25 protein-coding genes are annotated in these 26,358 nt (G+C 56.7%); 12 read left to right on the forward strand and 13 right to left on the reverse strand.

Features of this window, described 5'->3' with window-relative positions:
* Positions 1 to 78: 78 nt before the first annotated feature.
* Positions 79 to 969: a DMT family transporter gene (locus Q9R35_RS17500; RefSeq protein ID WP_026485485.1), complete on the reverse strand. Its 891-nt coding sequence runs from the start codon at positions 967 to 969 to the stop codon at positions 79 to 81.
* 152 nt (positions 970 to 1,121) lie between these two features.
* On the opposite strand from Q9R35_RS17500, the gene Q9R35_RS17505 reads away from it, so the two are divergent.
* From Q9R35_RS17505 to ahpF, 3 genes are all read left to right on the forward strand, one after another.
* Positions 1,122 to 2,558, forward strand: a complete 1,437-nt coding sequence (locus tag Q9R35_RS17505) for a PLP-dependent aminotransferase family protein (protein WP_252605422.1) — start codon at positions 1,122 to 1,124, stop codon at positions 2,556 to 2,558.
* Positions 2,559 to 2,749: 191 nt separating this feature from the next.
* Positions 2,750 to 3,313, forward strand: coding sequence for an alkyl hydroperoxide reductase subunit C (ahpC, locus tag Q9R35_RS17510; RefSeq protein ID WP_042488726.1), 564 nt, complete (start codon positions 2,750 to 2,752; stop codon positions 3,311 to 3,313).
* A gap of 116 nt (positions 3,314 to 3,429) precedes the next feature.
* Positions 3,430 to 5,022 (forward strand): alkyl hydroperoxide reductase subunit F, encoded by a 1,593-nt coding sequence (ahpF, locus tag Q9R35_RS17515; protein ID WP_042488723.1) that lies wholly within the window; start codon positions 3,430 to 3,432, stop codon positions 5,020 to 5,022.
* Positions 5,023 to 5,678: 656 nt separating this feature from the next.
* On the opposite strand, the gene Q9R35_RS17520 is transcribed toward ahpF, so the two are convergent.
* Complete coding sequence (locus Q9R35_RS17520) at positions 5,679 to 6,587, reverse strand: LysR family transcriptional regulator (protein ID WP_042489272.1); 909 nt, start codon at positions 6,585 to 6,587, stop codon at positions 5,679 to 5,681.
* Between the two features lie 263 nt (positions 6,588 to 6,850).
* On the opposite strand from Q9R35_RS17520, the gene Q9R35_RS17525 reads away from it, so the two are divergent.
* The 8 genes from Q9R35_RS17525 to Q9R35_RS17560 all read left to right on the forward strand — a co-directional run bounded on the left by Q9R35_RS17525 (position 6,851) and on the right by Q9R35_RS17560 (position 15,274).
* Positions 6,851 to 8,374, forward strand: coding sequence for an acetyl-CoA hydrolase/transferase family protein (locus Q9R35_RS17525; protein WP_109089948.1), 1,524 nt, complete (start codon positions 6,851 to 6,853; stop codon positions 8,372 to 8,374).
* Positions 8,375 to 8,520: 146 nt separating this feature from the next.
* Complete coding sequence (leuE, locus tag Q9R35_RS17530; RefSeq protein WP_042489280.1) at positions 8,521 to 9,156, forward strand: leucine efflux protein LeuE; 636 nt, start codon at positions 8,521 to 8,523, stop codon at positions 9,154 to 9,156.
* A 63-nt stretch (positions 9,157 to 9,219) separates the two neighbouring features.
* Entirely contained in the window at positions 9,220 to 10,206 is a 987-nt protein-coding gene (locus Q9R35_RS17535; RefSeq protein ID WP_042489282.1) for a diaminopimelate dehydrogenase, read from the forward strand.
* Positions 10,207 to 10,339: 133 nt separating this feature from the next.
* A complete protein-coding gene (locus tag Q9R35_RS17540; RefSeq protein WP_009454854.1) occupies positions 10,340 to 10,531 on the forward strand; it encodes a YqaE/Pmp3 family membrane protein in 192 nt (63 codons plus the stop codon).
* 87 nt (positions 10,532 to 10,618) lie between these two features.
* Positions 10,619 to 12,205 carry an ABC transporter ATP-binding protein gene (locus tag Q9R35_RS17545; protein WP_233249502.1) on the forward strand — a complete coding sequence of 529 codons (1,587 nt, stop codon included), beginning with the start codon at positions 10,619 to 10,621 and terminating at the stop codon, positions 12,203 to 12,205.
* Positions 12,192 to 13,253, forward strand: coding sequence for an ABC transporter permease (locus Q9R35_RS17550; protein WP_042489285.1), 1,062 nt, complete (start codon positions 12,192 to 12,194; stop codon positions 13,251 to 13,253). Before Q9R35_RS17545 ends, Q9R35_RS17550 begins: the two co-directional genes overlap by 14 nt.
* Complete coding sequence (locus Q9R35_RS17555; RefSeq protein ID WP_042489288.1) at positions 13,253 to 14,170, forward strand: ABC transporter permease; 918 nt, start codon at positions 13,253 to 13,255, stop codon at positions 14,168 to 14,170. Before Q9R35_RS17550 ends, Q9R35_RS17555 begins: the two co-directional genes overlap by 1 nt.
* Positions 14,171 to 14,194: 24 nt before the next feature.
* Positions 14,195 to 15,274 carry a BMP family ABC transporter substrate-binding protein gene (locus Q9R35_RS17560; RefSeq protein ID WP_042489290.1) on the forward strand — a complete coding sequence of 360 codons (1,080 nt, stop codon included), beginning with the start codon at positions 14,195 to 14,197 and terminating at the stop codon, positions 15,272 to 15,274.
* Between the two features lie 242 nt (positions 15,275 to 15,516).
* Here the strand turns inward: Q9R35_RS17560 and Q9R35_RS17565 are convergent, their stop codons facing one another.
* Together Q9R35_RS17565 and Q9R35_RS17570 are read right to left on the reverse strand one after the other, a co-directional pair.
* Positions 15,517 to 16,923, reverse strand: coding sequence for an MATE family efflux transporter (locus Q9R35_RS17565; protein WP_311220201.1), 1,407 nt, complete (start codon positions 16,921 to 16,923; stop codon positions 15,517 to 15,519).
* 3 nt (positions 16,924 to 16,926) lie between these two features.
* Positions 16,927 to 17,364, reverse strand: coding sequence for a PaaI family thioesterase (locus Q9R35_RS17570; RefSeq protein WP_311220202.1), 438 nt, complete (start codon positions 17,362 to 17,364; stop codon positions 16,927 to 16,929).
* Between the two features lie 145 nt (positions 17,365 to 17,509).
* On the opposite strand from Q9R35_RS17570, the gene Q9R35_RS17575 reads away from it, so the two are divergent.
* On the forward strand, positions 17,510 to 18,001 hold the full coding sequence (locus Q9R35_RS17575; protein ID WP_311220203.1) for a copper chaperone PCu(A)C: 492 nt from the start codon (positions 17,510 to 17,512) through the stop codon (positions 17,999 to 18,001).
* 117 nt (positions 18,002 to 18,118) lie between these two features.
* Here the strand turns inward: Q9R35_RS17575 and Q9R35_RS17580 are convergent, their stop codons facing one another.
* The 9 genes from Q9R35_RS17580 to Q9R35_RS17620 form a co-directional block, all read right to left on the reverse strand.
* Positions 18,119 to 18,925 (reverse strand): alpha/beta fold hydrolase, encoded by an 807-nt coding sequence (locus Q9R35_RS17580; protein WP_042489302.1) that lies wholly within the window; start codon positions 18,923 to 18,925, stop codon positions 18,119 to 18,121.
* A gap of 90 nt (positions 18,926 to 19,015) precedes the next feature.
* The gene (ybgF, locus tag Q9R35_RS17585) at positions 19,016 to 19,702 is read right to left on the reverse strand and encodes a tol-pal system protein YbgF (RefSeq protein WP_042489305.1); all 687 of its coding nucleotides are present in this window, start codon (positions 19,700 to 19,702) and stop codon (positions 19,016 to 19,018) included.
* Positions 19,703 to 19,919: 217 nt separating this feature from the next.
* Positions 19,920 to 20,423, reverse strand: coding sequence for a peptidoglycan-associated lipoprotein Pal (pal, locus tag Q9R35_RS17590; protein WP_009454878.1), 504 nt, complete (start codon positions 20,421 to 20,423; stop codon positions 19,920 to 19,922).
* A gap of 34 nt (positions 20,424 to 20,457) precedes the next feature.
* Positions 20,458 to 21,768: a Tol-Pal system beta propeller repeat protein TolB gene (tolB, locus tag Q9R35_RS17595; RefSeq protein ID WP_009454880.1), complete on the reverse strand. Its 1,311-nt coding sequence runs from the start codon at positions 21,766 to 21,768 to the stop codon at positions 20,458 to 20,460.
* 15 nt (positions 21,769 to 21,783) lie between these two features.
* Positions 21,784 to 22,902, reverse strand: coding sequence for a cell envelope integrity protein TolA (gene tolA / locus Q9R35_RS17600; RefSeq protein WP_086069618.1), 1,119 nt, complete (start codon positions 22,900 to 22,902; stop codon positions 21,784 to 21,786).
* Positions 22,903 to 22,952: 50 nt separating this feature from the next.
* Complete coding sequence (gene tolR / locus Q9R35_RS17605) at positions 22,953 to 23,399, reverse strand: protein TolR (protein ID WP_009454886.1); 447 nt, start codon at positions 23,397 to 23,399, stop codon at positions 22,953 to 22,955.
* Positions 23,399 to 24,073, reverse strand: coding sequence for a protein TolQ (tolQ, locus tag Q9R35_RS17610; RefSeq protein WP_009454887.1), 675 nt, complete (start codon positions 24,071 to 24,073; stop codon positions 23,399 to 23,401). Before tolQ ends, tolR begins: the two co-directional genes overlap by 1 nt.
* Before the next feature lie 2 nt (positions 24,074 to 24,075).
* On the reverse strand, positions 24,076 to 24,501 hold the full coding sequence (gene ybgC, locus Q9R35_RS17615; RefSeq protein ID WP_003805592.1) for a tol-pal system-associated acyl-CoA thioesterase: 426 nt from the start codon (positions 24,499 to 24,501) through the stop codon (positions 24,076 to 24,078).
* A 65-nt stretch (positions 24,502 to 24,566) separates the two neighbouring features.
* Positions 24,567 to 26,303: a proline--tRNA ligase gene (locus Q9R35_RS17620; RefSeq protein ID WP_042489313.1), complete on the reverse strand. Its 1,737-nt coding sequence runs from the start codon at positions 26,301 to 26,303 to the stop codon at positions 24,567 to 24,569.
* Positions 26,304 to 26,358: the final 55 nt, after the last annotated feature.

The raw sequence follows: 26,358 nt of genomic DNA on the forward strand, positions 1-26,358 counted from the left end.
CGCGAGCCCCCGCTGGGAACGAAGTATTAGTTAGGTGAATATGCCCTTGCTGTATTTAGCCGCCTTGCCATTGTGTTTTCAGGCGCGACGGCTGGCCGCAATAATGGCGATGATGACGATGCAGGACAGCCAGGTCAGCAAGTCCACTTGCTCGCTTAACCACACTGCTGAAATCAGCACGGTCAGAAAGGGCTGGGCCAGTTGTACCTGCCCGATACGAGCCACACCACCCATGGCCATGGCCTTGTACCAGGGGAAAAAGCCCAGCAGGGAAGAGAACAGGGCCAGGTAGAGCAGGGCCATGACAGATTGGGAAGAAGGCATTTCTGTCATAGGAAAGGTCAGCCACAAGGTGGCAGGAATGGTCAGCGGCAAGCTGGCTGCCAGGCACCAGCAAATGGTGCGCCATCCACCCAGGGTACGAGCCACACGGCCACCTTCGGCATAGCCCACGCCGGACATGAACACGGCCAGAGCCAACCAGATATCCCCGGTTTGCAGTGCGCCTTCACCAATATAGAAAGCGTAGAGCAGCACCAGTACGGCACCCAGCAGGCTCAGCATCCAGAAGCGGCGGCTCAAGGGTTCACCGCTACGGGCAGAGGCAACAATGGCGGTAGCCAGGGGAATCAGGCCGCTTAACACGGCCCCGTGCGAGGACGGCACGGTCTGCATGGCAATCGATGAAAACACGGGCCAGCCCACGATCACACCTGTACAGGACAGGGCAATACCGCGCCATTCCGAAGCAGTGGGGCGGCGGCTGCGGGTAGCCAGTAAAATGATGGCCGCAAACACCCCCGCGATACTGGCTCGCGCCATCCCGACCAGCCAGGGGTCAAAGCTTTGCACCGCCAGCCGCGTCATGGGCAAGGTGAAGGCAAAGACGGTAACCCCGATAAAAGCGTAGAGATAGATCAGCAATGCTGGGGCGGTACTAGGCATGGGAAGACTGGTGCTGCGGCTCATGAAAATCACCACGGATAAGAAATAGGTTTATCACAGCTTTGAGCTTAAAATAAATAAGCAATACAGTTGCGATACAGTTCATCAATCAGTCGGCCAGGCTGTACTGGTCAAACTTCCGCTACAGTCGGTTTTCTCGCTTAAAGGTCAGCATCATGGAATGGTTGGATTGGCAGCCCGTGCGCGGTTCGGACGTGACGCTTAGCGATCAGTTGGTTGCCTGGGTGCAGCAGGCTCTGCATTTTCGCTATCGGGGTGGCAGTCGCTTGCCTTCGGTGCGTCGGTTGGCACAGTCTGCTGGCGTCAGCACGCATACCGTTGTGGCCGCCTACGACAAATTGATGGCTTTGGGCCTGGTGGAGTCTCGGCCTGGTTCAGGTTTTTTTGTGCGGGTGCGCAGCCCCCGGCGTTTGCGTTCTGAATCCCTGCATGTAGAAAAGAATGAGCCGCGCAAGATTGATGTGAACTGGATGCTGAACAGCTTCATGGGGCAGAGTGATAGCGCGGGTATTCCCCGTCAGTGGCTGGATAACGAGATGATTCTGGCTGCTTTGCGGCAGGTCAGTCGTAGTGCAGGCTCCAACCTGCTGGGCTATGGGCACTCTCATGGCTATCGACCTTTGCGCCAACATATTGCGGGGCAACTGGAAGATAGCGGCATACAGGCGGACCCTGATACCCAGCTCTTATTGTGCAGTGGTGTTACGCAGGCGCTGGATTTGCTCTTGCGCCATTGGTTGCGGCCCGGTGATGCCGTGGTGGTAGAAGATCCGGCCTGGTATCTGCTGTTCGCCCGTCTGGCCGTGGTCGATGTGCGAGTGCTGAGTGTGCCGCGCCGTGCAGATGGTCCGGATCTGGCGGTCTTGGAGCAATTGGCGCGTGAACATCGTCCACGTCTGGTCATCCTGAATACCGTGGTGCATAACCCTACCGGGTTTAGTTTGAGCCCGGCGGTGGCACACGGCATTCTGACCTTGGCCCAGACCTGGGACTTCCACATTATTGAAGACGATACCTATAGTGAGCTGCATGCCAATCCTGCCTGCCGTCTGGCCCAATTGGATCAGTTGAACCGGGTGACATTGGTAGGGGGCTATTCCAAGGTGATGGCTGCGGGCCTGCGGGTGGCTTATATGGCAGCGGCTCCCGAGCTTTTGCAAGCCCTGGTGAATCTGAAAATGCTGGCGGGCTTGACCTCGCCGGAGCTGGGCGAGCGGGTCATCCACCGGGTGCTGGTAGACGGTCCCTATCGCAAGCACCTGGAGCGACTGCGCCGTCATGCAGATGCCGACAGGCATAGAACCCTGGAACAATTGGCTCATGTGGGGCTGGCACCGGACGCACCACCCCAGGCAGGCATGTTTGTTTGGGTGGATACGGGTGTGGATACGGAAAGTCTGGTGCGCGCCTTGGGGCGACCCGGCCATTTATTAGTACCGGGGGCCTTGTTTTCCCCGCAACAGCAACCATCTACATATATACGTATTAATGTTTCTTTAGGCGACGATGCGCAGTTTTGGCAGGATTTTGCCCGTTGTTTGTTCAACGCCAAGCAGTCCTCCAGCCCCGTGCCCAGCGAAGTAGCCTTATAGCTTGAACGCTGATAGTTGCACTGTCATCTAGCTCTGTTAGCATAAGTCTGTGCGACGCATAGAAAGAAGTTTTTATGCGACGTGCGATAGCTAATAGCAATTAACGTTATTGCATTAATCAATTTTACTAATCGGCAGTGGCTTCCTATAATGGCTTTACTGTCAATGATTAATCACTCACCGGAGCAAATATGTCTTTGATCAACACCGTCATCAAACCTTTTAAAGCACAAGCTTTTCACAACGGCAAATTTATCGAAGTCAGCAACGAAACCGTTGCCGGTAAGTGGGCTGTTTTTGTTTTCTACCCAGCCGACTTTACGTTTGTTTGCCCAACCGAACTGGAAGACTTGGCCGACAACTACGCCGAGTTCCAAAAAATGGGCGTAGAGGTTTACTCCGTGTCCACCGACACCCACTTTGCTCACAAAGCATGGCACGACACGTCGGAAGCCATCAGCAAAGTTAACTACCCAATGATCGGTGACCCAACTCATCAGCTGTCGCGCAACTTTGACGTGCTGATCGAAGAAGAAGGTATCGCTTTGCGCGGTACGTTCGTAGTGAACCCAGAAGGCGAAATCAAGGTTCTGGAAATCCACGACAACGGTATCGGCCGTGTGGCTTCCGAGCTGCTGCGCAAAGTTAAGGCTGCCCAGTACATCGCCGCTCACCCCGGTGAAGTTTGCCCAGCTAAATGGGAAGAAGGCGCCAAGACGCTGACTCCTTCCCTGGATCTGGTTGGCAAGATCTAAGACCTTTTAAACACGGGTCTTAAGCGGTGGTCGGCGCGCTGCGCCGCCACCCCGGTGCCTGACCGGTTCAGGCACCTCAAGTTGTTTCGTTCAGTACAGGATAAAGGGCGTTTCACATGTTAGATGCAAACATCAAAACTCAATTGAAGGCATACCTCGAGAAGATCACGCAACCGATCGAGATCGTTGCGACGCTGGATACTGGCGCCAAGTCCGTCGAGCTGCGCGAACTGTTGCAAGAAATTGATGGTCTGTCCGACAAGACCAGCTATCGCGAAGATGCGGATGCGCAAGAGCGCAAGCCTTCCTTCCAAATCAACCGTCCCGGTACCGACATTAGCGTGAGCTTTGCGGGTATCCCGATGGGACACGAATTTACCTCTTTGATTCTGGCCCTGCTGCAAGTGGGTGGCCATGAGATCAAACTGGATGCCGCTGTGATTGAGCAGATCCGTAATCTGCCCGGCGACTTTGTTTTTGAAACGTATTTCTCGCTGTCGTGCCAGAACTGTCCTGACGTGGTGCAGGCCTTGAACGCCATGTCCGTGATCAACCCACGTATCAAGCACGTGGCGATTGACGGTGCCCTGTTCCAGGATGAGGTTCAGCAGCGCAACATCATGTCGGTTCCGGCCGTGTTCTTGAATGGCGAAATGTTCCATCAAGGCCGTGCCAGTGCTGAAGAGTTGCTGGCCAAGCTGGATACGGGCGATAACTCGGCTCGTGCTGAAGCCTTGAATGCCAAGGACGAGTTTGATGTGCTGATCGTCGGCGGTGGTCCTGCTGGTGCAGCCGCTGCTGTGTATGCTGCTCGCAAGGGTATTCGTACGGGTGTGCTGGCCGAGCGTTTTGGTGGTCAGGTGCTGGACACCATGTCTATCGAGAACTACATCTCGGTGGTTGAGACCAATGGTCCTGCGTTTGCAACGGCGCTGGAGCAGCACGTCAAAGCCTACGATGTGGACATCATGAATCTGCATCGTGCCAAGGGCATTCGTCGTGAAGGCAAGCAGGTCATTGTAGATGTGGATGGCGGCGCTCAGCTCAAGGCCAAGTCCGTGATTCTGGCTACCGGTGCCCGCTGGCGTGAACTGAATGTGCCTGGTGAGCAGGATTACCGTAACCGTGGTGTGGCGTACTGCCCGCACTGTGATGGTCCTTTGTTCAAGGGCAAGGACGTAGCTGTGGTCGGCGGTGGTAACTCCGGCGTCGAGGCGGCGATTGACCTGGCTGGTTTGGTCAAGCACGTTACCTTGATCGAGTTCGGTGATGCCTTGCGTGCTGACCAGGTTTTGCAGACCAAGCTGCGCAGTCTGCCTAACGTGTCGATCATCATGCAGGCTCAGACGACTGAAGTTCTGGGTGATGGCACCAAGGTGGTGGGTCTGAATTATCTGGATCGTGCTACTCAGGAAGCCAAGAGCCTGAAGCTGGATGGTGTATTCGTTCAGATTGGTCTGGTGCCCAACACGGAATGGTTGAAGGATAGCGATGTGGGTCTGTCGCGTCATGGCGAGATCGAGGTTGATGCTCGCGGTGCGACTTCGCTGGCTGGTGTGTTTGCCGCTGGTGATGTAACGACCGTTCCTTTCAAACAGATCGTTATTGCTGCAGGTGAAGGTGCCAAAGCTGCTTTGAGCGCATTTGATTACCTGATCCGTAGTTCGGCTGACGTTGAAGAGACGGTTGCAGAGAAAGTGACTGCTTAAGTCTTTCTGATTGTTGGACCTGGCTGTTCAAGAGGGCCACCCTGTTTGGGGTGGCTCTTTTTTTTGTCTGGGGGTGGGGTGACAAGTAGTTGTTGTGTATCGGGAATGCTTCAGCATTGATCGGGTTCTTTGAGAAAAGTCGTCTCAGGAAAGACGCCGCTCAAGCCGTCTGCCCCTGACTCGGGGCTTGACTACTTGCCGGTGCTGCGCACCGGTACCCTTGTCTGTTCTGGAGTCCGGGCGCCCTGTGAACTCCCGGGGTACTTGGTCCCCCGGACCAAGTACAAGCGTCCCGCTCGAACAACACAGGGCTTGCATCCCGGATTCCAGAACAGCCCGCGGCAAGCAGTCTGAATCGCCCCGAGTCAGGGGCAGACGGCTTGAGCGGCTCGATGCATGAGATGGCGCGATTTTTCAGTCGTTTCATGTACGAGAAATTGGCAGGGATGTGGAACCAAAGAGGTGTTTGACGCTTTATGTTCCATGTGGTGCTTCATAGAGATTGCCTACGCATTAATCCAGGCTCTTCCAAACCGAAGCGATGTCAAATAAGAAAGACATGCTCCTGCATGTACATGACAATTCAATGCAATTGGGCCGGCCTTAGCCTGGTGTTGAATACACGATGAGCATTCAAGGGCTAATAAATAGTCCTGCTATAAATCTCCTTCAAGCTCCGGCCAGTTCCCGCCCAACACATCCGCACAGACCTGTAGCCACGCTCTGGCCGCCTGCGACAGATACCGTCCATTCCACAGCAGCGCCACTTCCCAGTTCAACGCCGGCTCCACCACTTCTTTGGCAACCCAGTCCCCCGGTTCCAGCCGAGACAGAAACGGCTGGGGCAGTAAAGCCACCCCCATGCCTGCCTGCGCCATGGAAGCCACCCAATCCCACTGATTGCTTTGCGCCGCAATATTCGCCCGCAAGCCTGCGTGAGCAAAAGCACGCCGCAACATACGGGTCAGGGCATAGTCTTCGCCCAGGAAAATCAAAGGATGCTTTTCCAGCTCCCGCAGCTTGATCTTCTTTTGTGCACCGGCCAGCGTATCTTTATGGCCAATCGCCCAAACAGCATGTTTGGCCACGGGAGTAGCCGACACATTCAACTCCGGCCCCAAAGGCAGAATACTTAGCCCCATTTCAACCGTGCCCGCCGCGACCATGCGCTCGATCCCCATGCCGGTTTCCTCATGCAGAATCAGCTCGATCTGCGGATGCCGGTTCTTGAAGGTCTTGAGCACCTCTGTAAACAGCACATTAATCATGGGTGGAATACCGACATCCAGACGACCGCGTTGCAGTGCTTGAACTTCATGAACCTCTCGCAGCAAGCCCTGCATGCTCTGCAAAACTTCCTGCCCTCGCTCCAGCACCACTTTGCCGCAATCGGTCAGCTGCAATTGACGATGATCGCGGATCAGCAAGGGCTCGCCCAGCTCATCTTCCAACTGCTTCACCATCTTGCTGATGGTCGATTGCGTCACGTTCAGACTCTGTGCGGCTTGCGTAAAGCTTTGATGTTTAACGGTTTCAATGAAGTATCGCAAGGATCGAATGTCCATGATTAGCTGGCCTTTTGTCTATGACTTTTACGACTTCGTATGAGTTATTTTATTCATTATGGCGATGCTATGCTGGCTTTGTTCAAAAAACATAAACGCCTGTTGTCAGGGCGATTTCGGCTTTTTATCTCCGGCTCATACAGCCACTATTTTTAAAGCGTGATGTCGTTCTGTTGCGTGAAGATCTCGCCTGGCGCTTTCGGCCCCGGCTCCTTCCGAAAGCAACAACAGGTAGATCAATGACACAGAGACAGGAGCACACGATGTTCAAGGATCGCATTCGTTCCCCCGAATTGGAAGGCAAAGTCATGACCGCTCAGGAGGCAGTCGCCTTCTTCAAGGACGGGATGAATGTCGGGATGAGCGGTTTTACCCGCGCTGGGGACTGTAAGGTCATGCCTCGTGCCTTGGCCGAGCGCGCCCAGACCGAGCAATTAAAACTGAATGTGGTTACCGGCGCTTCGCTGGGTAATGATAGCGACGGCATGATGGCCGAGGCCGGTGTGCTGGCCCGCCGCTCGCCGTTTCAAGTGGACTCGGTATTGCGCCGTCATATCAATGAAGGCAAGGTCCTGTTCACCGACCAGCACTTGTCCCTGACGGTGGAGCACATGCGTTCGGGCAACCTGCCCGCCATCGACATCGCTGTTATCGAAGCTGTTGCCATTACTGAAACCGGCGCGATTGTGCCAACGACGTCGGTAGGCAATTCGGCCAGCTTTGCCCAGCAAGCCAAACAAATCATTGTTGAGCTGAACCTGAGCATGCCGGTGGAAATGGAAGGCTTGCACGATATCTACGTGCCCGAGGCTCGCCCCAATCGTCAGCCTATTGAATTGACGGATGTGGACCAGCGTATTGGCAGCACCGCCATTCAGGTGGATCCGTCCCGCATCGTGGGTATTGTAGTGACCGATGCTTTGGACAGCCCCTCCAGCGTGCTGCCACCTGATGAAGAAACCAAGGCAATTGCCGGTCACATTATTGAATTCCTGAAAGGCGAAGTAGATGCTGGCCGTATGAGCCACTCCTTGCTGCCTTTGCAGGTTGGTATCGGCACGATTGCCAATGCCGTGACGTATGGCCTGCTGGATTCTCCCTTCACCGACCTGAAAATGTACTCGGAAGTCTTGCAGGACAGCGCGATTGCCATGCTGGACTCCGGCCAGCTGAGCTTTGCCTCGGCTTCGTCCTTGACCCTGTCGGCTCCCAAAATGGCGCAATTCCTGGAAGGTTTGGAAAACTACCGCGACAAGCTGGTGCTGCGTCCTCAGGAAATCAGTAATCACCCGGAACTGGTGCGTCGCCTGGGCATTATCGCGATCAACACCGCCCTGGAGTTTGATATCTACGGCAACGTGAATTCCACCCATGTCTGTGGCACCCACATGATGAATGGCATTGGCGGCTCCGGTGATTTCGCCCGTAATGCGCACCTGTCCATTTTTGTCAGCAAGTCCGTCGCCAAAGATGGTGCTATCTCCAGCGTGGTGCCTATGGCATCGCACGTAGACCATTGCGAGCACGATGTGGCCGTGCTGGTTTCCGAATGGGGCCTGGCTGATTTGCGTGGTTTGGCTCCCCGTGAGCGTGCCCGCGTCATCATCGAAAAATGTGCTCACCCCGACTATCGTCCTGCCTTGCTGGACTACGTTGAACGCGCCAGCCAACGTGGCGGCCATACGCCCCACATTTTGGAAGAGGCCTTGTCCTGGCACGTTCGTTTCCAGCAGGAAGGCACCATGAAACAGGAGCAGTTCCAGACCCAGGAACTAGCGACTGCGTAGTCCATCAGGTCCGGTAATGCGTAGCCGAGTCAGTCCGGCAGCGTAGACCTTACAAATTGACCTGATCGCCCCTGGCATTCCACCCGTGCCAGGGGCATTTTTTTAGCGCTAAAATTGCGGATTCTGCTGCGTTTAGCGAGGCCGGCGTGTTCGAACAAATCGGTGTTATCAATTTCTGGGCCTTTGTGGTGGGTACGGTGTTTATCGTGCTATTGCCCGGACCCAATTCTTTATACGTTCTGGCCAGTGGCGCCGGACATGGCGTGCGCGAAGGTTATAAAGCGGCCTTGGGTGTTGTCGTGGGCGATGGTATTTTGATGACGCTGACAGCCTTGGGCGCTGCCTCGCTGCTTAAGACGCTGCCCATGTTGTATATGGGCATACGCTGGCTGGGCGCGGCTTATTTGTTGTATTTGGGGGTGCGGCTGTTACAGTCAGCCTTCAGGCAAGGCGGCCCGGTCCAGTCCGTGGACACGCGTTTGCGTCACGAAACCCGCTTTCGCAAGGCCTTGCTCCTGAGCTTGTTGAATCCCAAGGCCATCTTGTTCTTCCTGTCCTTTTTCGTGCAGTTTGTGGACCCGTCCAAAGGTCACACAGGCCTGGCCTTTATGCTGTTGGGTCTGGTGGTGGAGCTGATCAGCATTTGTTATTTGTCTTTGCTGATTTTTGGCGGTGACCGTCTGGCAGGAATTTTCCGACGTCATCAGCGTTTGTCCCGTATGGGCAATGGCTCGGTGGGGCTGTTGTTCATGGGCTTTGCCGCCCGCATGATCAGCGACTAGGCCAGCCGCTTCAGAGCGCAGCAGTTCTGACAGCACTTATTTATCAGTTTTAAGGAAAACACCATGAGTAGCAAAATCCGTGTCGGTATTGCAGGTTACGGCAATTTAGGGCGAGGCGTAGAGCTGGCCCTGGCACAAAACCCGGACATGGAGCTGGTCAGCGTTTTTACTCGTCGTGACCCTGCTTCCCTGCGTCTGCAAAGTGCAGGCGTGCCCGTGCGCGCCCTGGACCAGATCGAACAGTACCGCAATGATATTGATGTGCTGATTCTCTGTGGTGGCTCTAAAAATGACCTGCCCGAGCAAGGCCCGGCCTTGGCGCGCTGGTTCACAACGGTGGACAGCTTTGATACCCATGCCCGTATCCCCGAGTACTACGCGGCTGTCGATGCGGCCGCTCAGGGCGCTGGCACCACGGCTCTGATCGCGGTGGGCTGGGACCCAGGCCTGTTCTCCCTGAATCGCCTGTACGGCGAATGCGTTTTGCCGGTTGGCCAGACTTACACCTTCTGGGGCAAGGGCCTGAGCCAAGGCCACTCGGATGCGATCCGTCGTGTGGCTGGTGTGGCCGGTGGTGTGCAATACACCTTGCCTATCGAAGCTGCGGTACAGCGTGTGCGCAATGGCGAACAGCCTGAACTCAGTACCCGTGAAAAGCACAAACGTCAGTGCTTTGTCGTGCTGGAGCAGGGCGCGGATGCTGATACCGTGCGTGAAGCAATTGTCACCATGCCTGACTATTTTGCAGACTACGACACCGAAGTGAACTTCATTGATGCCGAAACTCTGGCTCGCGACCATGCCGCCATGCCGCACGGTGGTTTTGTGATTCGTAGCGGTCAGTCCGGCTCGGGTTCGCAGCAGGTGGTGGAGTACGCACTGAATCTGGGCAGCAATCCCGAATTCACGTCCAGCGTACTGGTCGCTTATGCGCGCGCCGCGTACCGCATGAACAAGAACGGTCAGACTGGTGCCCAGACTGTCCTGGACGTGGCCCCAGGCCTGCTCTCGCCCAAGACGCCAGCTCAACTGCGCAAAGAACTGCTGTAAATTTTGTTCGTGATCCAGGCCCGGCTCAGCACGGCTGATCCGGGCCTCTTGTTGTACTTGTTGGAAGGCAAATGAATCAGTCGGGCAATAAAGGGTAAAATAGCGCTCTTCTCAGATTATTGCGAGTGTTCTCATGCGCTTACTGATCGCACTGCTGTTGCCATGGCTGGTTTTTTTCACGATTGGTCGGCCTGTAGCAGGCATTATTTGCCTGATTTTGCAGTTGACCGTCATTGGATGGATTCCTGCCGCCATTTGGGCGGTATATTCTCTTAGCCAATACAAGACTGATAAGAAAATAGAGCAAGCCTTGGGCAAGCGTTAAGCCCCAGGTTCTTCTTCCCTTTTTGTACGTCTGAGCAGGCCATGCAGCGCTTGCTCGGGCGTTTTATATTTTTTTGCTGATACAGCCATGACCCCATCGTCTCCCGTGGGCCATTCTTCTGAGTCCGGTGAGCAAACGGTATCCCCAGACCCCAAGGCTGTGCCACGCCTCGAACTTCGCAATATCACCAAGGCCTATCCCGCGGTGGTGGCCAATGACAATATTTCCCTGTCTATTCTTCCGGGGCAGATTCACGCCGTGCTGGGGGAGAATGGCGCAGGCAAGTCCACCCTGATGAAGATTATTTACGGGGTGGTCAAACCGGATCAGGGTCAGATTCTGTGGGACGGTCAGCCCGTTCAGATCAGCAGCCCGGCTGCAGCCCGACAATTGGGCATTGGCATGGTGTTCCAGCACTTTTCCTTGTTTGACACCCTGACTGTCACGGAAAACATTGCGCTGGGTTTGCCTGCTTCCACCAATATGCAGGAGCTGGCGGGCCGCATTAGCGAGACTGCCAGCCAGTACGGGCTGGACCTGGACCCGCAACGTCACATTCACACCTTGTCTGTGGGCGAGTGCCAGCGGGTGGAAATTGTGCGGGCTTTGCTGGGCAAGCCCAAGCTGCTGATTCTGGATGAACCCACGTCAGTGCTGACGCCGCAGGCCGTGCGCCGTTTGTTTGGCACCTTGCGCCAACTGGCCGCAGAAGGTTGCAGCATTGTCTATATCAGCCACAAGCTCGATGAAATTCGCGAATTGTGCAATGCCTGTACGGTCATGCGCATGGGCAAGGTCACGGGTTACTGCGATCCTCGTGAGGAAACCACGGCCAGCCTGTCGCGCCTGATGATTGGTGCCGAGCCCCAGTCTCTGGGTGAACGCAGCATGCAACAAGGCGGCACGCTCTTGCAGGTACGTAATCTGCAGTTGAGCAAATCCCATCCTTTTGCCTGTGAATTGCAGGATGTCAGTTTTGATCTGCACCAGGGTGAAATTCTGGGGGTAGCCGGTATTTCCGGTAATGGTCAGCAGGAGTTGCTGGCGGCCTTGTCGGGTGAAGATACCCGTGCGCAGGCAGACATGATTTTGCTGGATGGCCAGGCGATTGCCCAGCGTGATGCGGCCTGGCGACGTGACCAGGGTATGGGTTTTGTCCCCGAGGAGCGTTTGGGACGCGGTGCTGTGCCGGAGTTGTCTCTGGCTCAAAACCTGCTGCTGTCTCATCAAAACCCGGAAACGGTGAAGCGTGGTTTTCTGCGCTTTCCCAGTATCCGCCGTCTGGCGGGAGGGATTATCAAGCGTTTCCGCGTCAAGGCCTCCAACGAGCAGGCCGCTGCCAACAGCCTGTCGGGCGGGAATCTGCAAAAGTACATTATTGGTCGGGAAGTGACTCGCCAGCCGCGCATTCTGGTGATTGCCCAGCCAACCTGGGGAGTGGACGTGGGGGCCGCTGCCCAGATTCACGCCGAGTTGCTGGCCTTGCGCGATGCAGGCTGCGCCTTACTGGTGATCTCCGAAGAGCTGGATGAATTGTTTGCGATTGCTGATCGCCTGATTGTTATCTCCAAAGGTCGTATGTCTCCCTCTATTCCCGTGGCGCAAGCCAGTGTTGATCAGATTGGGCAATGGATGAGCGGTTTGTGGGAGGAGGGTGAGCATGTTCAGGCTTGAGACTCGTGCCACGCCCTCCACCTTGATGGCCTGGTGTTCGCCTTTGCTGGCGGTCTTGTTGACCATGGTGGTCGCCGGAACCTTGTTCTGGTCGCTGGGCAAAAACCCTTTGGCGGGCTTGAACGTATTTTTTCTGGAGCCTTTGCGTGACCTGAATGGTTGGGCCGAGGTGGGCGTCAAGCTGATTCCTCTGCTGCTGATTTCTGTTGGCCTGGCAATTTGCTTCCGGGCCAATATCTTCAATATCGGGGCAGAAGGGCAGTTGGTGATGGGAGCGCTGGCAGCCGGGGCTTTTGTCCTGCAGGTAGACAATGGCGATAACGGTGGCTTTTTTCTGATTAGCGTCGCCCTGGCCTGCGGCATGCTCGGTGGCATGGCCTGGGCCGCGATTGTGGCTTTCTTGAAAGACCGTTTCAATGCCAACGAGATTCTGGTGTCCCTGATGCTGGTCTATGTGGCCCAGCACCTGCTCAGCTATCTGGTGCACGGTGCCTTGCGTGATCCTGATGGTTTCGGCTTTCCGCAATCCAGCCTGTTTTCGGATGGCTTCCTGTTGCCCGCCGTCTTGCCCGGCACTCGCTTGCATAGCGGTATTGTGCTGGCGCTGATCGCTTCGGTGGCTGCCTGGCTCTTTCTGACACGAAGCATGGCTGGTTTTCGTCTGCGAGTGGGCGGCATGGCTCCCTTGGCAGCTCGGTATGCCGGCTTTTCCTCCCGTAAAGCCTTGTGGAGCTCCTTGCTGATTTCGGGTGCATTGGCTGGGCTGGCGGGTGCCGCAGAAGTCATGGGCCCGGTTGGGCAACTGACCCCTTCGATTTCTCCCGGCTATGGTTTTGCGGCCATTATCGTGGCCTTTGTGGGGCGACTGCACCCGCTGGGATTGATATTTTCCTCTTTTGTGATGTCCTTGCTCTATATCGGTGGGGAATTGGCCCAAAGTCGTTTGGGTCTGCCCAATGCGATTACCGGCATTTTCCAGGGCATCCTCCTGTTTTCCTTGTTGGCTTGTGACGTGCTCATCACCAAGCGTTTGGTCTGGAGAAAGTAATGGACGCGATTGCACCTTTGCTAGCCGCAACCATCAACGCAGGCACCCCTTTGCTCCTGGCAGCCTTGGGTTTGCTGATCAATGAAAAATCGGGTGTCATCAATCTGGGCTCGGAAGGCATGATGCTGATGGCGGCCATTGTGGGCTTTGCCGTGGCCGTGCAGACGGGCAGCCCTGCGTTGGGCTTTGTGCTGGGCGCCGTTGTGGGAGCCGTGATGGCCGCTGCCTTTGCCTGGCTGACGGTCTGGCTGGGGGCCAACCAGGTGGCTTGTGGCCTGGCCTTGTCGCTCTTCGGGGTAGGGGCCTCCGCCTATATCGGCCTGCCTTTCACCGGCAATTCCCTGACTGTCACCAAGCTGTCCATTCCGGTTTTGAAAGACATTCCGCTGATCGGGCCTGCGTTCTTCCAGCAGCATTACATGGTCTATGTGTCCTGGGTGTTGTGTATTGCCGTGGCCTGGTTCCTGGCTCGTACACGGTCTGGCCTGGTCTTGCGCGCCGTGGGTGAGTCGCCCGCTTCGGCCCATTCGCTGGGCTACAACGTGCGCTACATTCGCCTGGGGGCCTTGATGTTTGGCGGTGCCTGCTGCGGTCTGGCCGGTGCCTTCATCTGTCTGGTCTACACACCCATGTGGGTAGAGAATATGGTCGCCGGGCGTGGCTGGATTGCCCTGGCACTGACGACCTTTGCAACCTGGCGTCCCTGGCGCGTGATGCTGGGCGCTTACTTGTTTGGTGGGGTCACGATCCTGACCTATCATGCGCAGGCTCTGGGTGTTCCGGTAGCCTCGCAATTGCTGGCCATGATGCCGTATCTGGCCACGATTATTGTGCTGGTTTTAATTTCCCGAAACGCTAACTGGATCAGGTTGAATATGCCTGCATCGCTTGGCAAAAACTTCAATCCCAACAACTAGAGGACTGACATGACTGGAAACTTTATGCGCAAGGCCCTGATGGCCGCTGCCATCGCTTCCCCCCTGGCCGCCTTGCCTGTGTCCGCTCAGGCAAACGATCAAGAACCCCTGAAAATCGGTTTTGTGTATGTCAGCCCTATCGGTGAAGCCGGTTGGACCTGGCAGCAGGATATTGGCCGTCTTGAAATGGAAGAGGCCCTGAAAGGGCGTGTGGTTACTCAGTACGTGGAAAACGTGCCTGAAGGTGCTGACGCAGAGCGCGTGATTCGCGATCTGGCCCAGCAAGGCAACAAGCTGATTTTCACGACCTCGTTTGGCTATATGAACCAGACGCAAAAAGTGGCCAAGCAGTTTCCTGACGTGAAATTTGTCCACTCCACCGGCTACAAGACGGCTCCTAACGTGGCGACCACCAACGCCCGTTTCTACGAGTCCCGTTACCTGGCTGGCGTGCTGGCTGGCAAAATGACCAAATCCAATGTGGTCGGTTACGTGGGTGCTCACCCCATTCCTGAAGTGCTGCAAGGTATCAACGCCTTCGCCATCGGTTTGAAGAGCGTGAACCCCGAAGCCCAGGTGCGTGTGGTTTGGGCCAATAGCTGGTACGACCCAGGTAAAGAGCGAGATGCAGCGGTCACGCTGCTGGGTCAGGGCGCGGATGTGGTGACTCACCACACCGACTCCACTGCTACCGTGCAAGCGGCTGAAGAAGCAGGCAAATACGCGATTGCCTACCACTCCGACATGAGCAAGTTCGGTCCTAAAGCCCAGCTGGCTGCTGTGACGCACCACTGGGGTGACTACTTCACTCGCAAAGCCACTGAAGTTCTGGATGGTAAATGGCAGAACGACAGCACCTGGGGTGGCCTGAAGTCCGGTATGGCAGCTTTGGAAGGCTTCGGTCCTGAAGTACCTGCTGACGTGAAAGAGTTCGTTCTGGCCAAACAGGCCGAGATCGAGGCTGGCACGCTGCAACCTTTTGCCGCACCGATCAAGGACAACGACGGCAAGGTACGTCTGGAATCCGGTTTCCTGGATGACGATGCGTTGAACCGCATGGATTACTACGTGGAAGGCGTGGCCAGCAAACTGCCCAAGCAGTAAGCTGCCCCGCAGTCTGTAGACAAACAAAGCCCCTAGTCGGAGAGTCCGACAAGGGGCTTTGTTATAGGTGGACTGTGTCGCTTTTCAGGCTGTTGCCTGGTTCAAGTCTGAGCTTGTTCGGTGTTTGTTCCGGGTCTGGTTTGTTATCCGTTCAGGAAGACAAGGTTGACGCACAGAGCTGAAATACAGAGCCAGAATACAGAGTCGACATGCAAAATCGATCTATGGAACCGACCTCAGAACTATGCTGCCTGTGCAGGCCGCTTGCGTCCCAAGCGTGTCGATGCCCGCATCCAGCGCAGCGTCATGAGCACGGCAACCACCGATAAACCTGTTACCAGCCCGATCCAGATTCCCGTCCCGCCCATACTGAACTGGAAAGCCAGCAAAGAGCCCGTAGGAACGCCCAGCACCCAATACCCTAACAAAGCCAGCAACATGGGTATGCGTGTGTCATGCAGGCCGCGTAGCATCCCCGCAGCGACGGCTTGAGCGCCATCACTGATCTGGAACAGGGCGGCCAGTGCCAGGAAGGTAATGGCCAGTTGAATAACGGCCTGGTTTTCAGGGGCATCCAGATCCAGGAACAGACCAATCAGGATCAAGGGGGCGAACCAGAACACCAGGGCCGCCAGTCCCATGAAGCCCACCCCCAGAATGTAGGAAATCCAGCCGGCACGACGTGCACCCAAAGGATCGACCCGGCCTGCGGCCAGCCCCACACGGATGGTGGCAACCTGGCTGAAACCCAAGGGGATCATGTAGGACACCGAGCAGATCTGCATGGCAATCGCGTGCGCGGCCAGATCCGATTGCCCCAGCACGCCCATCATCATGACGGCGGCATAAAAGACCAGAGTTTCCAGGGTAAAGGTAATCGCAATCGGAATGCCCAGCGCCCACATCTTCCACAGGCGCTTTAGGCTCCATTGCCACGCATCGTTAAACAGGTAGTAGCGTCTAAAGCGCGGATCACGCAGTACCACCCAGCTCAGGGCTGCAAACATGAAGATGCTGGACAAGGTGGTCGCCAGACCCGCACCCGCCAACCCCATGGCGGGCATGCCCAGATTGCCAAAGACCAGGAGCCAGCCCAGCATGGCATTGATGCCAATAGCCGTAATGGCCACCGCCAGGGTCCACCCCGGTTTTTCCATGGCCGCCAGGAAGGAACGCAGCACGATGTAGCCCAGATAGGGCAGCAAGGCCCATTGCAGGGTATGCATATAGGTGACGGAGCGCGCCGCGACTACCGGGTCCTGGCCCATCGCCAGCAAGATGTGCTCGGCATTCCACAGCACCATCCAGGCGGGCAAGGTAATCAGCAATGCCGTCAGAAAACCATGGCGAATGATTTGCTGGGACTCGCGTACATTGCGCAGTCGCCGTCCCAGCGTAGTGGCCAGCATGGGAACGACAGCAGATACCAGCCCCATGCTGAAGATCATGAAAGCTTGATATAGGCTGGCGGACAGGGATCCGGCGGCTAGCTCATCAGGGCCAAGGCGGCCCATGTAAATCAGGTTGGTTGCCAACAGGCTGACTTGAGCCAGATTGGTCAGAATCAGGGGGCCGCCCAATCGTAGGGAGGATTGCAACTCCGCCAGCCAGAGCTGGCTCGGGCCGGTCGTTTGAGACTTTGCAAACATGGTTTATTTGGCGCGAGGCAGGGACCAGGTGCTGATAACTTGTGCGACTGCCGGGCCACCGTTGGCAGGCTCCAGCAGAACATCGCCCGCGCAGGTACGGCCAGTCTTGTGAATCCGGGCATGAGCCAGAATATCGCCGGGAGGGGCCTTGCGCAGGAAGTTGATGGTCAGGCTGGAGGTGACGGCATCGGGATTGCCCGTGGCACCCACAACAGCGGCATACAAGGCCAGATCAGCCAGCCCCATCAGCATGGGGCCTGCCACCATGCCACCCATACGCTGGTGGGCATTGCGCTCGGGCAAGCGCAAACAGGCGTTGTCGTGGCCAATGTGTACGACATCAATACCCAGAACGGTGGCAAAAGGGTGCAGACGCTCTAGAAGATCACGAAACTGAACAATATCGATTTTGGGTTCGGGTGCAGAATGTGTGCTGGTCATGACGTCGTCACTGAAAAGAAGGCCGTTGTAAGAAAGGCATACTGGCTGGTACTGTATCAGATCGACCCGCGTATCGGGGTAGTTCGGCGCCCGGCTGTTCAGGGCTGGTCCCATTCCAATCGATCAAAAAGAAGCGAGGAGCATCATGAAACGCAGCGCAATTGTTCTTGCCTTGGGTTTGCTGGCATCGACCGGCACCGTGATGGCACAAGGGCATGCAGGCCATGGTCATGGCACGCCCGAAGCGGTACGTGCCTTGAGCACACAGGTTCATGCCAGCCAATGCTGGGTGCGCATGCTCCCGGAGCCCGCTCCTTCGGCTGCGTATCTGGAACTGGAAAACAAGGGCGAGCAGAGCGTGGCTTTAGTGGGAGCCAGCGCCTTGTCCTTCGGGCATGTGATGCTGCATCAGACTACCGAGCACGATGGCATGTCACGCATGTCGCATGCCTCCGAGGTGGAGATTCCGGCAGGTGGAAAACTCAGCCTGAAACCCGGTGCTTTTCATGTGATGCTGGGGCAAGCCAAAGAAGATCTGGCTTTGGGCGAACGCATTATCTTGAGCCTGCATTTGTCTGACGATACGCAGGTCCAGGCCGAATGCGAACTGCGTCCCGCCAAGACACAGGCCTACTGATTCAGACAGGCACTTTTATATAGAAGCTGGCCGTATTTGAATTGACCCCGAAAAAGCTTGGATGCTGTTTAACTGTTTGGGGGCAGTTCAATCAAGCGGCCAGTTTTGTTTTCGTGTTCAGGCTTGCAGCGCTGTCAGCACCGCCTGGTTGAAGGCCTTGGGATTAGCCAGATTCATGCCATGGGCCGCCAGAGGGATACGGTGCATCTGATCCTCACGCCGGTGCTGGCGAATGATATCCATGCAGTGGTGGTAGCGCGTGGGGCTGTTCTCACCCGTGATGAAACTTAGCGGAGCAGCCAGTTGCTTGAGCCAGTCCAGATCGGGGCCCTGATTGGGCTCCTGTTGCTGCTCCAGCATGGTGTGAGCGTTGTCCTGAATCATCTCACGGAACCAGCGCGTCATTTGCTTCCAGGTCCCTGAGCCATTGACCGTATCTACGAACAGAGCCATGGCACCATCGCGGTCGCCCTGTTCCAGGCGTTCGGCCACTTGTTGGAACAAAGGAGCATAGGAGTAGGCACCGGGAGTGGGAAAGCCGGGATCCGCCAGGGTCAGGCTGGCCACCTGCCCGGGCATTCTTTGAGCCAGCAGCAGGGCGACATGACCACCGCGAGAGTGACCCACGATATGCACCTTCTCATCAGGAACATGCTGGTCCAGCAGGGCCTGCAAGTCCTGGGCGTGTTGCGCCGTGCTGAAGTTGCCGGGGCTGGGCGCACCGGGCCAGTAGGAGCGCAGGCTGGGAGCCAGAACCCGATACTGGGTGGCAAAGGCGGGGATCTGCCAGCGCCAGTAGCGCCAGTCACACAGGGAACCGTGTATCAGCAAAACGGGCGTGCCTTGCCCCTGATCTACAAAGGTGTGGCGATAAGCTTGTGCGGTCAGTTCACGCGTGGAGATGTCGGCGAAAGGGTTTGTCATGGCAAGCAGTAAAAGTCAGGCAAGGATCGATCGCCTGAAAAAAACAGACCGGGTCTGAACCCGGTCCGTGTGGCATTACGCGCTGGCTACTTATTCCAGCAGTTTCAGACGGCTGCGCGCTGTCTCGGCCGCTTCAGATTGTGGGTAGTCCTTGACGATGCGCTGCAAAGTGGTCTTGGCACCGCTCAGATCGTTCAGCTCGATCTGGCTGGAGGCCGTCACCATCAGGGCATCAGCTGCGCGTGGGCTTTGCGGGGACGCTTTCACAAAAGCCTGAAGCTTCTGGATGGAGGCCTTGAAGTTCTTGACGGCGTACAGGCTGCTGCCTTCGTAAAAGCGCACCTCGTCAGCCAGAACGCTGGAGGGGTAGGCGGCCAGAAAGCCGGCAAAAGCATCGGCTGCGGGTTTGTATTGGCCAGCGCGGTAGGCGTCCATGGCGCTGTCAAAGACGGCTTGTTCCTGTGGGTCTGCGGCATGAGGGCTTTGCTGTCCGGCAGGCGCATTGTTCTGGCCCTGGCCGCTGGCTTGCCAGCTCAGTTTTTCAACTTGACCGCGCAGCGATACAACCTCGGAGCGCAGGGTATCAATTTGATCAGCCAACTGCAGGCGAGCCTGGGTGTTTTGCTCGTTCATCTGACGAATTTGCTGCCGCAGCTCCAAAATGGCGCGTCGGGCCTCGTCATCGGCAAAGGCCTTGGCCGGCAGGCTGGCGAACAGGGCGGCCGTAGCGAACAGGGCGACGGTCGCGAGACGAAAAGGCTTTTTATAAGCGTGCATAGTGAAGTCCGTTAAAAAATGTGCATCCGCAATGCGCAGGCTCCTCACCTGCCGGTTTCCCCTCTGCTGGGGGCTGTGATCTGGGGGCTTTGTGCCGGCCCTGGCGAGCCCGCTGTCCAGCATAACGAATTTTCAGTGGATCGGGCGTGCTGCCGATAAAAAACGCCGCGGCGTTAACAACCGCCACGGCGTCGGAACCACTTGGTCGATGCAGAAATTATCGTTGGTAAACGATGTCTGCGCGACGGTTTTCAGCGTAATCAGCTTCGGTGTTACCCAAGGCTTTTGGACGCTCTTTACCAAAGCTCACAGCTTCGATCTGGCTGTTGCTTACGCCCAGCAGACCCAGCATGCGTGCCACGGCGTCGGAACGACGCTGACCCAGAGCCAAGTTGTACTCGGCACCACCACGCTCGTCGGTATTACCTTCGATGCGTACGGTTTGCTGAGGATGGCTGCTCAGGTACGAAGCGTGCATTTCTACCAGGCCACGGTACTGGTCGTTAACCACGTAGCTGTCGTAGTCAAAGAACACCGAGCGTTGTTGTGCCAGTGGGCTTTGAGGGTTGAAGGGGTCCATGATCTGGCCTGCGCTGGCAGAGTCCGATCCTGTACCGCCGGTTGAACCGGAGCCAGATTGATCCAGAGGAACCGAGCTGCAAGCAGCAAGGGCGGCAGCCATAACGGCGAGGGTAAGACTTTTAAGAATGCGCGAGCTCATTTGAATTCCTTTTGAAAAAGAGTCACACAGGATGTCAGTTGGTAAATGGTCCCCAGGTGGGTTCGCGTACTTTGCCATTCAAAGACGAGAGGGTCTGACGAACGCGACCGTCCACGGATGTCACAGCTAGGACACTGCGGCCCCCCTGAACAGAACTATATAAGATCTGCATCCCATTAGGGGCGAAACTCGGAGACTGATCGTCGGGACCTGTCGTCAGCAGTTGCTCGGCTCCTGATGCCATATCTTGAGTGGCAATTCGGAAAGCACCGTTTCTGCGTGTGACGTATACAAGCCTAGTACCGTCTGCAGAGACCTCCGGTGAAATATTGTAACTCCCGTTGAAGGTAATGCGCTGTGCATCGTCACCACCCAGGCTTACTTTGTAAATATTGGGAGCGCCACCACGATCGCTCACAAATACAAGGGAGTTGCCATCGGGCATAAAACTCGGTTCAGTATCAATCAACGGCGAGCGCATCACACGGCGCAGTCCGGAACCGTCCGTATTTAGCGTGTAAATCTGCGAAATACCGTCTCTGGAGAGCACAACAGCGACTTGATTGCCGTTCGGTGCCCAGGCTGGACTACTGTTGTTGCCCTTGAAATTAGCCAGAGGTTCACGGTGGCCGGTGGCCAAAGTTTGCACATATACAACAGGTTTGTCGTTTTCGAAGCTCACATAAGCCAGCTTTTTACCGTCAGGGGACCAGGCTGGAGAGATGATTGAGTGTCGAGAACGCAACATTACTTGCGGATTTTGGCCGTCGGCGTCAGCAATTTGTAACTCGTAGTTGTTGCCTGTTTGCAACACATAGGCCAGTCGAGTGGAGAAAACGCCTCGTACACCGGTAATTTTTTCATAGATCCGGTCTGCAATCTGGTGGGAAATACGGCGCAGTTCTTTTTCGCTGCCCGCAAACGCCACGCCGTCCAGCTGTGTTTGACGGACCGAATCCACCAGGCGATAGCTGATGGAATATTGGCCGCCAGTCTGGGCAACCGAACCATAGGCCAGGTAATCGGCACCACGATTGCGCCACTCGTCGTAGGCAATGGTGCTTTCGGCATTCAGACCAGCACCAGTGGCATTGATCAATTGGAATTGACCCGAACGGGTCAGGTCGGCACGGATCACCTCGGCCAGCGACTGGCTGGCTGGATTATCCGCAAAATCGGCGATCGCGATGGGGTACTGGGTAGCACCCACACCCGATATGTCGACCCGCAGTTGGGCCTGGGCCGGTTGACTGGCGAACATGCCAGCGGCCAGGGCAAACGCTCCGGTGGCCGTGGCGCGCCAATGACGACCCAAGGTCGCCAGGGCAGGGGTAGCGGCGGTCATTATGCAATCTCCTGATTAATCGAACATACGGTACTCGCCATCAATATACGATGGGTAGCTTCCGCTAGGCGGTTTGGGGAAGGGGCTGCAACGGGCAAGACCCTTGGATACGGCATCATCGAACTGAGCGATGCCGGACGATCGTTTGATTTGAACGCGGTTGGGCGTGCCATCGGCATTCAGGTCCACGCGGTACTGCAGTGCTGGGTTGCCACGCACTTCAGAGCGCGGTGGGGTGCTGTAGACCACGCCAGGCTGCACGCAAGCACGCACCTTGGCGGCATAGCCACCGTCACCACCGCCGCCACCGGCCTGGTTGCGATCGGCGGTACCACCAGGACGACCTGGGGCGCCTTCACGCATGGCACGACGGAATGCTTCTTCCTTGGCCTTGCGTTCGGCATCCGCCTTGGCCTTGGCGGCAGCTTCAGCACGGGCTTTGCGCTCAGCGTCTGCCTTGGCTTTGGCCTCGGCGTCCGCTTTGGCCTTGGCTTCAGCATCGGCCTTGGCCTTGCGCTCGGCCTCAGCCTTGGCTTTGGCGTCGGCCTCTGCTTTGGCCTTGCGTTCGGCTTCCGCCTTGGCTTTGGCTTCAGCTTCGGCTTTCTCTTTGCGTTCCTGTTCCTGCTTTTCCTTCTGTTCGCGTTCGCGTCGTTCAGCGGCTAGCTTGTCCTGACGCTGCTTTTCCTGACGCTCCTGTTCCAGCTTTTCTTCACGCTCTTTTTTCTCGCGTTCTTTGCGAGCCTGCTCCAAAGCGATTTCTGGATCGACTTCGGGCTCAGCAGGAGGCGTGACCTTTTCAGGCTCAGGGGGCGGTTTGGGAGCCGGAGGTGGTTCGGGTTCCGGTTCGGGCGTGGGTTCTGGCTCTGGAGCCGGTTCAGGCTCGGGCTGCGGCTCGGGTTCGGCCTCGGGGGCTTCGGGATCAGCATTGACAGCCGCGTCGGGCGCAACGCCATCCATCCACAATTCGACCTGCACCGCATTTGGTGTTTTGGGCGCAGAAAAAAGGGCTCCCGCCAAAATGGCGAGCAGCAACAGCCCGTGCAGACCCAGGGCGATGAGCAAGCCGCGCCGATCTTCCTTTTGCTCAGGCGAGCGCAGCGCCTGATTGCGGGTATTGCGTGTTCTGTGCTTCATTCAGTTCAGGTTTTTCGCGCCGGACGGCGAGCACGCTATCCGGCCAGAGGTTATTTGCGAGCGTCAGGGTCGCTATTGCGATCGACGATCAGACCCAGGCGGTTGATGCCATTGGAGCGCAGTTCATCCATCAAGCCCATGACGGTCTCGTAGGGAACCTTGCCGTCGGCGGCAATGACAACCGGGCTGTCGGCCTGCATACGCGAGCGTACTTCATTGAGCAGTGTGGACTTTTCGATGTTCATGAACTCGGAGCCCGCATCGCGCAAGCGTATGGCCAGTTTGCCGTCCTTATCAACCTGGATTTCCACCGGCTTGGCAGGCACTTCGGAGGCTTGGCCTACCGAAGGCAGTTCCACCAGACCGGGGGTAATCATGGGAGCGGTGACCATGAAGATCACCAGCAGCACCAGCATCACGTCGATATATGGGACGACGTTGATTTCATTTTTCATGCGCCGGCCGTGACGGCCGGTGCTTCCACGCATCGATGGCATCAGTTCACCTGCCGCTGCAAGATGTTCAGGAATTCGTCGATAAAGCTGTCAAAGCGGATCGAGATACGGTCCAGCTCGTTGGTAAAGCGGTTGTAGGCCACCACGGCGGGGATAGCGGCAAACAGACCGATGGCCGTGGCAATCAGGGCTTCGGCAATACCAGGGGCCACCGAGGCCAGGGTTGCCTGCTGCATGCCAGACAAACCGATAAAGGCGTGCATGATCCCCCAGACGGTACCCAGCAGCCCGATATAGGGGCTGACCGAACCGGCAGAGGCCAGGAAGTTCAGGTGTGTTTCCAGCGTATCCATTTCGCGCTGGTAGCTGGCGCGCATGGCACGACGTGGGCCGTCCAGCAGGGCAGGGCCCGAGCTTTGGCTGCGACGGGCCTTGATGAACTCGGTCATGCCGGCTTCAAAAATACGGGCCAGTGCACCGTGTTCGGCGCGACGCGAGGAAATGGATTGCTGAAGCACAGCCAGATCGCCACCTGCCCAGAAGTCGTCCTCAAAACGGCGGGTCTGTTCCAGCGTGCGTTTAAGTGCAGCCCGTTTACTGAAAATATAGGCCCACGAGAGAATCGAGATTCCCAGCAGGATCAGCATGACAAGCTGAACGGGAATACTGGCATCGAGAAGTAGCGAAATCAGCGACAGGTCGCTAGTAGCTTGCATGGTCAGTCCTGAACCTTTTCCAAGAGGGTACGTAAATCAGAGTCCAGCTTGCTTGGACGAAGCGTGTTGGCGTCAACGCAAACAATTTGGATGGTGCTTTGGCATAACAGTTCCCCACCTCGCAGGGCACCTTGTTCGAAATGGATGGTAGCCGAACCCAGCTGGGTAATGCGGCTGCGCACCGAGATCAAATCATCGAGCCGGGCAGGTTTGAGATATTGTATTTCAACCTTCTTGACTACGAACAGGCGTTGATTCTGCTCGGCCACATCGGATTGATTAACACCCAAATTCCTGAGCCATTCCGTGCGCGCACGTTCAAAGAACTTCAGGTAGTTGGCGTAATATACGATCCCCCCGGCGTCGGTGTCCTCGTAATATACGCGAATATCAAGCCTGGCCTGGGTGTCCCACTTGTCATTAAGCATGTCGTTCGTAAAAGAGTTTATGTTGGCGGGCGGGGGCGGCCCAAGGCCAGCCCCGCTTGGAGACCTTACAGCGTGGCCAGACGCTCCACGCTGACCTGAGCAATCTGCTCGACCGGGACGTTGGTGCTGCTGGCGTCACGGCGTGCCTGCATTTCAACCATGCCTTCTTTCAGGCCGCGCTCGCCGATAGTAATGCGCAGTGGCACCCCAATCAGCTCCCAGTCGGCAAACATGATGCCAGGACGGGCATCGCGGTCGTCCAGAATGACATCAACACCTTGCTCCTTGAGCTGGGTGTACAGATCAGTCGCAGTCTGACGCACAGCATCACTCTTGGTAAAGCCGATCGGGCAGATCACCACTTCAAAAGGCGCCAGAGCGCGAGGCCAGATCATGCCGCGCTCGTCATGGTTCTGCTCGATGGCAGCGGCCGCAATACGGCTGACGCCAATGCCATAACACCCCATTTGCATGACAGCAGGTTTACCATCAGTTTCCAAAAAGGTGGCGTTCAGCTTCTTGGAGTAGACATCGCCAAGGAAGAAAACGTGGCCCACTTCAATGCCGCGCTGGATGGCCAGCTTGCCGCCTTCGGGAGCCGGGTCGCCGTGAACCACGTTACGCAGGTCGGCCTTGACGGGCTCGGGCAGGTCGCGGCCCCAGTTCACGCCGGTGTAGTGGAAGCCTTCTTCGTTGGCGCCACAGACAAAGTCGCTCATGTTGGCTACGGTCAGGTCAGCAATCACTTGGACTGGCTGGCGGGTGCCGATCGGGCCCAGATAACCGGGCTTGCAGCCAAAGACGGCCACAATTTCTTCTTCCGTTGCCAGACGGTGGCCTTTTTCAAAGCCGGGCAGCTTGGAAACCTTGATGTCGTTGACTTCATGGTCGCCACGAACCAGCAGCAGGTAAACCGTCGTCTTGGTTTGGCCATCCTCTTCCAGGTCAGTAGCCAGCACCACGGATTTAACGGTGGCAGTCAGGTCCAGGCCCAGTTGCTGGGCTACCAGCTCGCATTTCGGGGCTTCCGGCGTGGCCGTCTTGACCAGGGCTTCGCCAGGAGCGGCGCGCTCGGCCAGCAGGCAAGGGGCTGGCGCCAGTTCGATATTGGCAGCGTAGTCAGTGTCGGGGTTGTAAACCAGCAAGTCTTCGCCCGTATCGGCAATCACCTGGAATTCATGGCTGCGCGACCCGCCAATGGAGCCGGTATCGGCGGCCACGGCACGGAAGTTCAAGCCCAGACGTCCAAAGATACGCATGTAGGCGTCATACATATTGTCGTAGCTGGCCTGGGCGTCTTCGGCGTTGCGGTCAAAGGAATAGGCATCCTTCATGGTGAATTCACGGCCACGCATCAAGCCGAAACGGGGGCGACGCTCGTCACGGAATTTGGTTTGAATGTGGTAGAAGTTGATGGGCAACTGGCGCCAGCTGTGGATTTCGTTGCGGGCGATGTCCGTGATCACTTCTTCGGACGTAGGCTGCAGCACGAAGTCGCGCTGGTGGCGGTCCTTGATTCGCAGCAGTTCGTCGCCATATTTTTCCCAACGGCCCGACTCTACCCAGAGTTCGGCTGGCTGGACCACCGGCATCAGCAATTCGATGGCGCCGGAGCGGTCCATTTCCTGACGGATGATGTTTTCAATCTTGCGCAGCACGCGCAGGCCCATTGGCATATAGGTATAAATGCCGCCGGCGGCTTTGCGTATCATGCCGGCGCGCGTCATGAGCTGGTGGCTGGCAACTTCGGCCTCGGTAGGCGCTTCTTTCAGGGTATTAATGTGATACTGGCTAGCATGCATGGTAGGGAACTCGTCAGGTACGTATAATCAGATCTAATTGTATTGAATTCGTTAG

This window comes from Alcaligenes sp. AB3 (genome assembly GCF_031844565.1).
Taxonomy (GTDB): domain Bacteria; phylum Pseudomonadota; class Gammaproteobacteria; order Burkholderiales; family Burkholderiaceae_B; genus Alcaligenes; species Alcaligenes faecalis.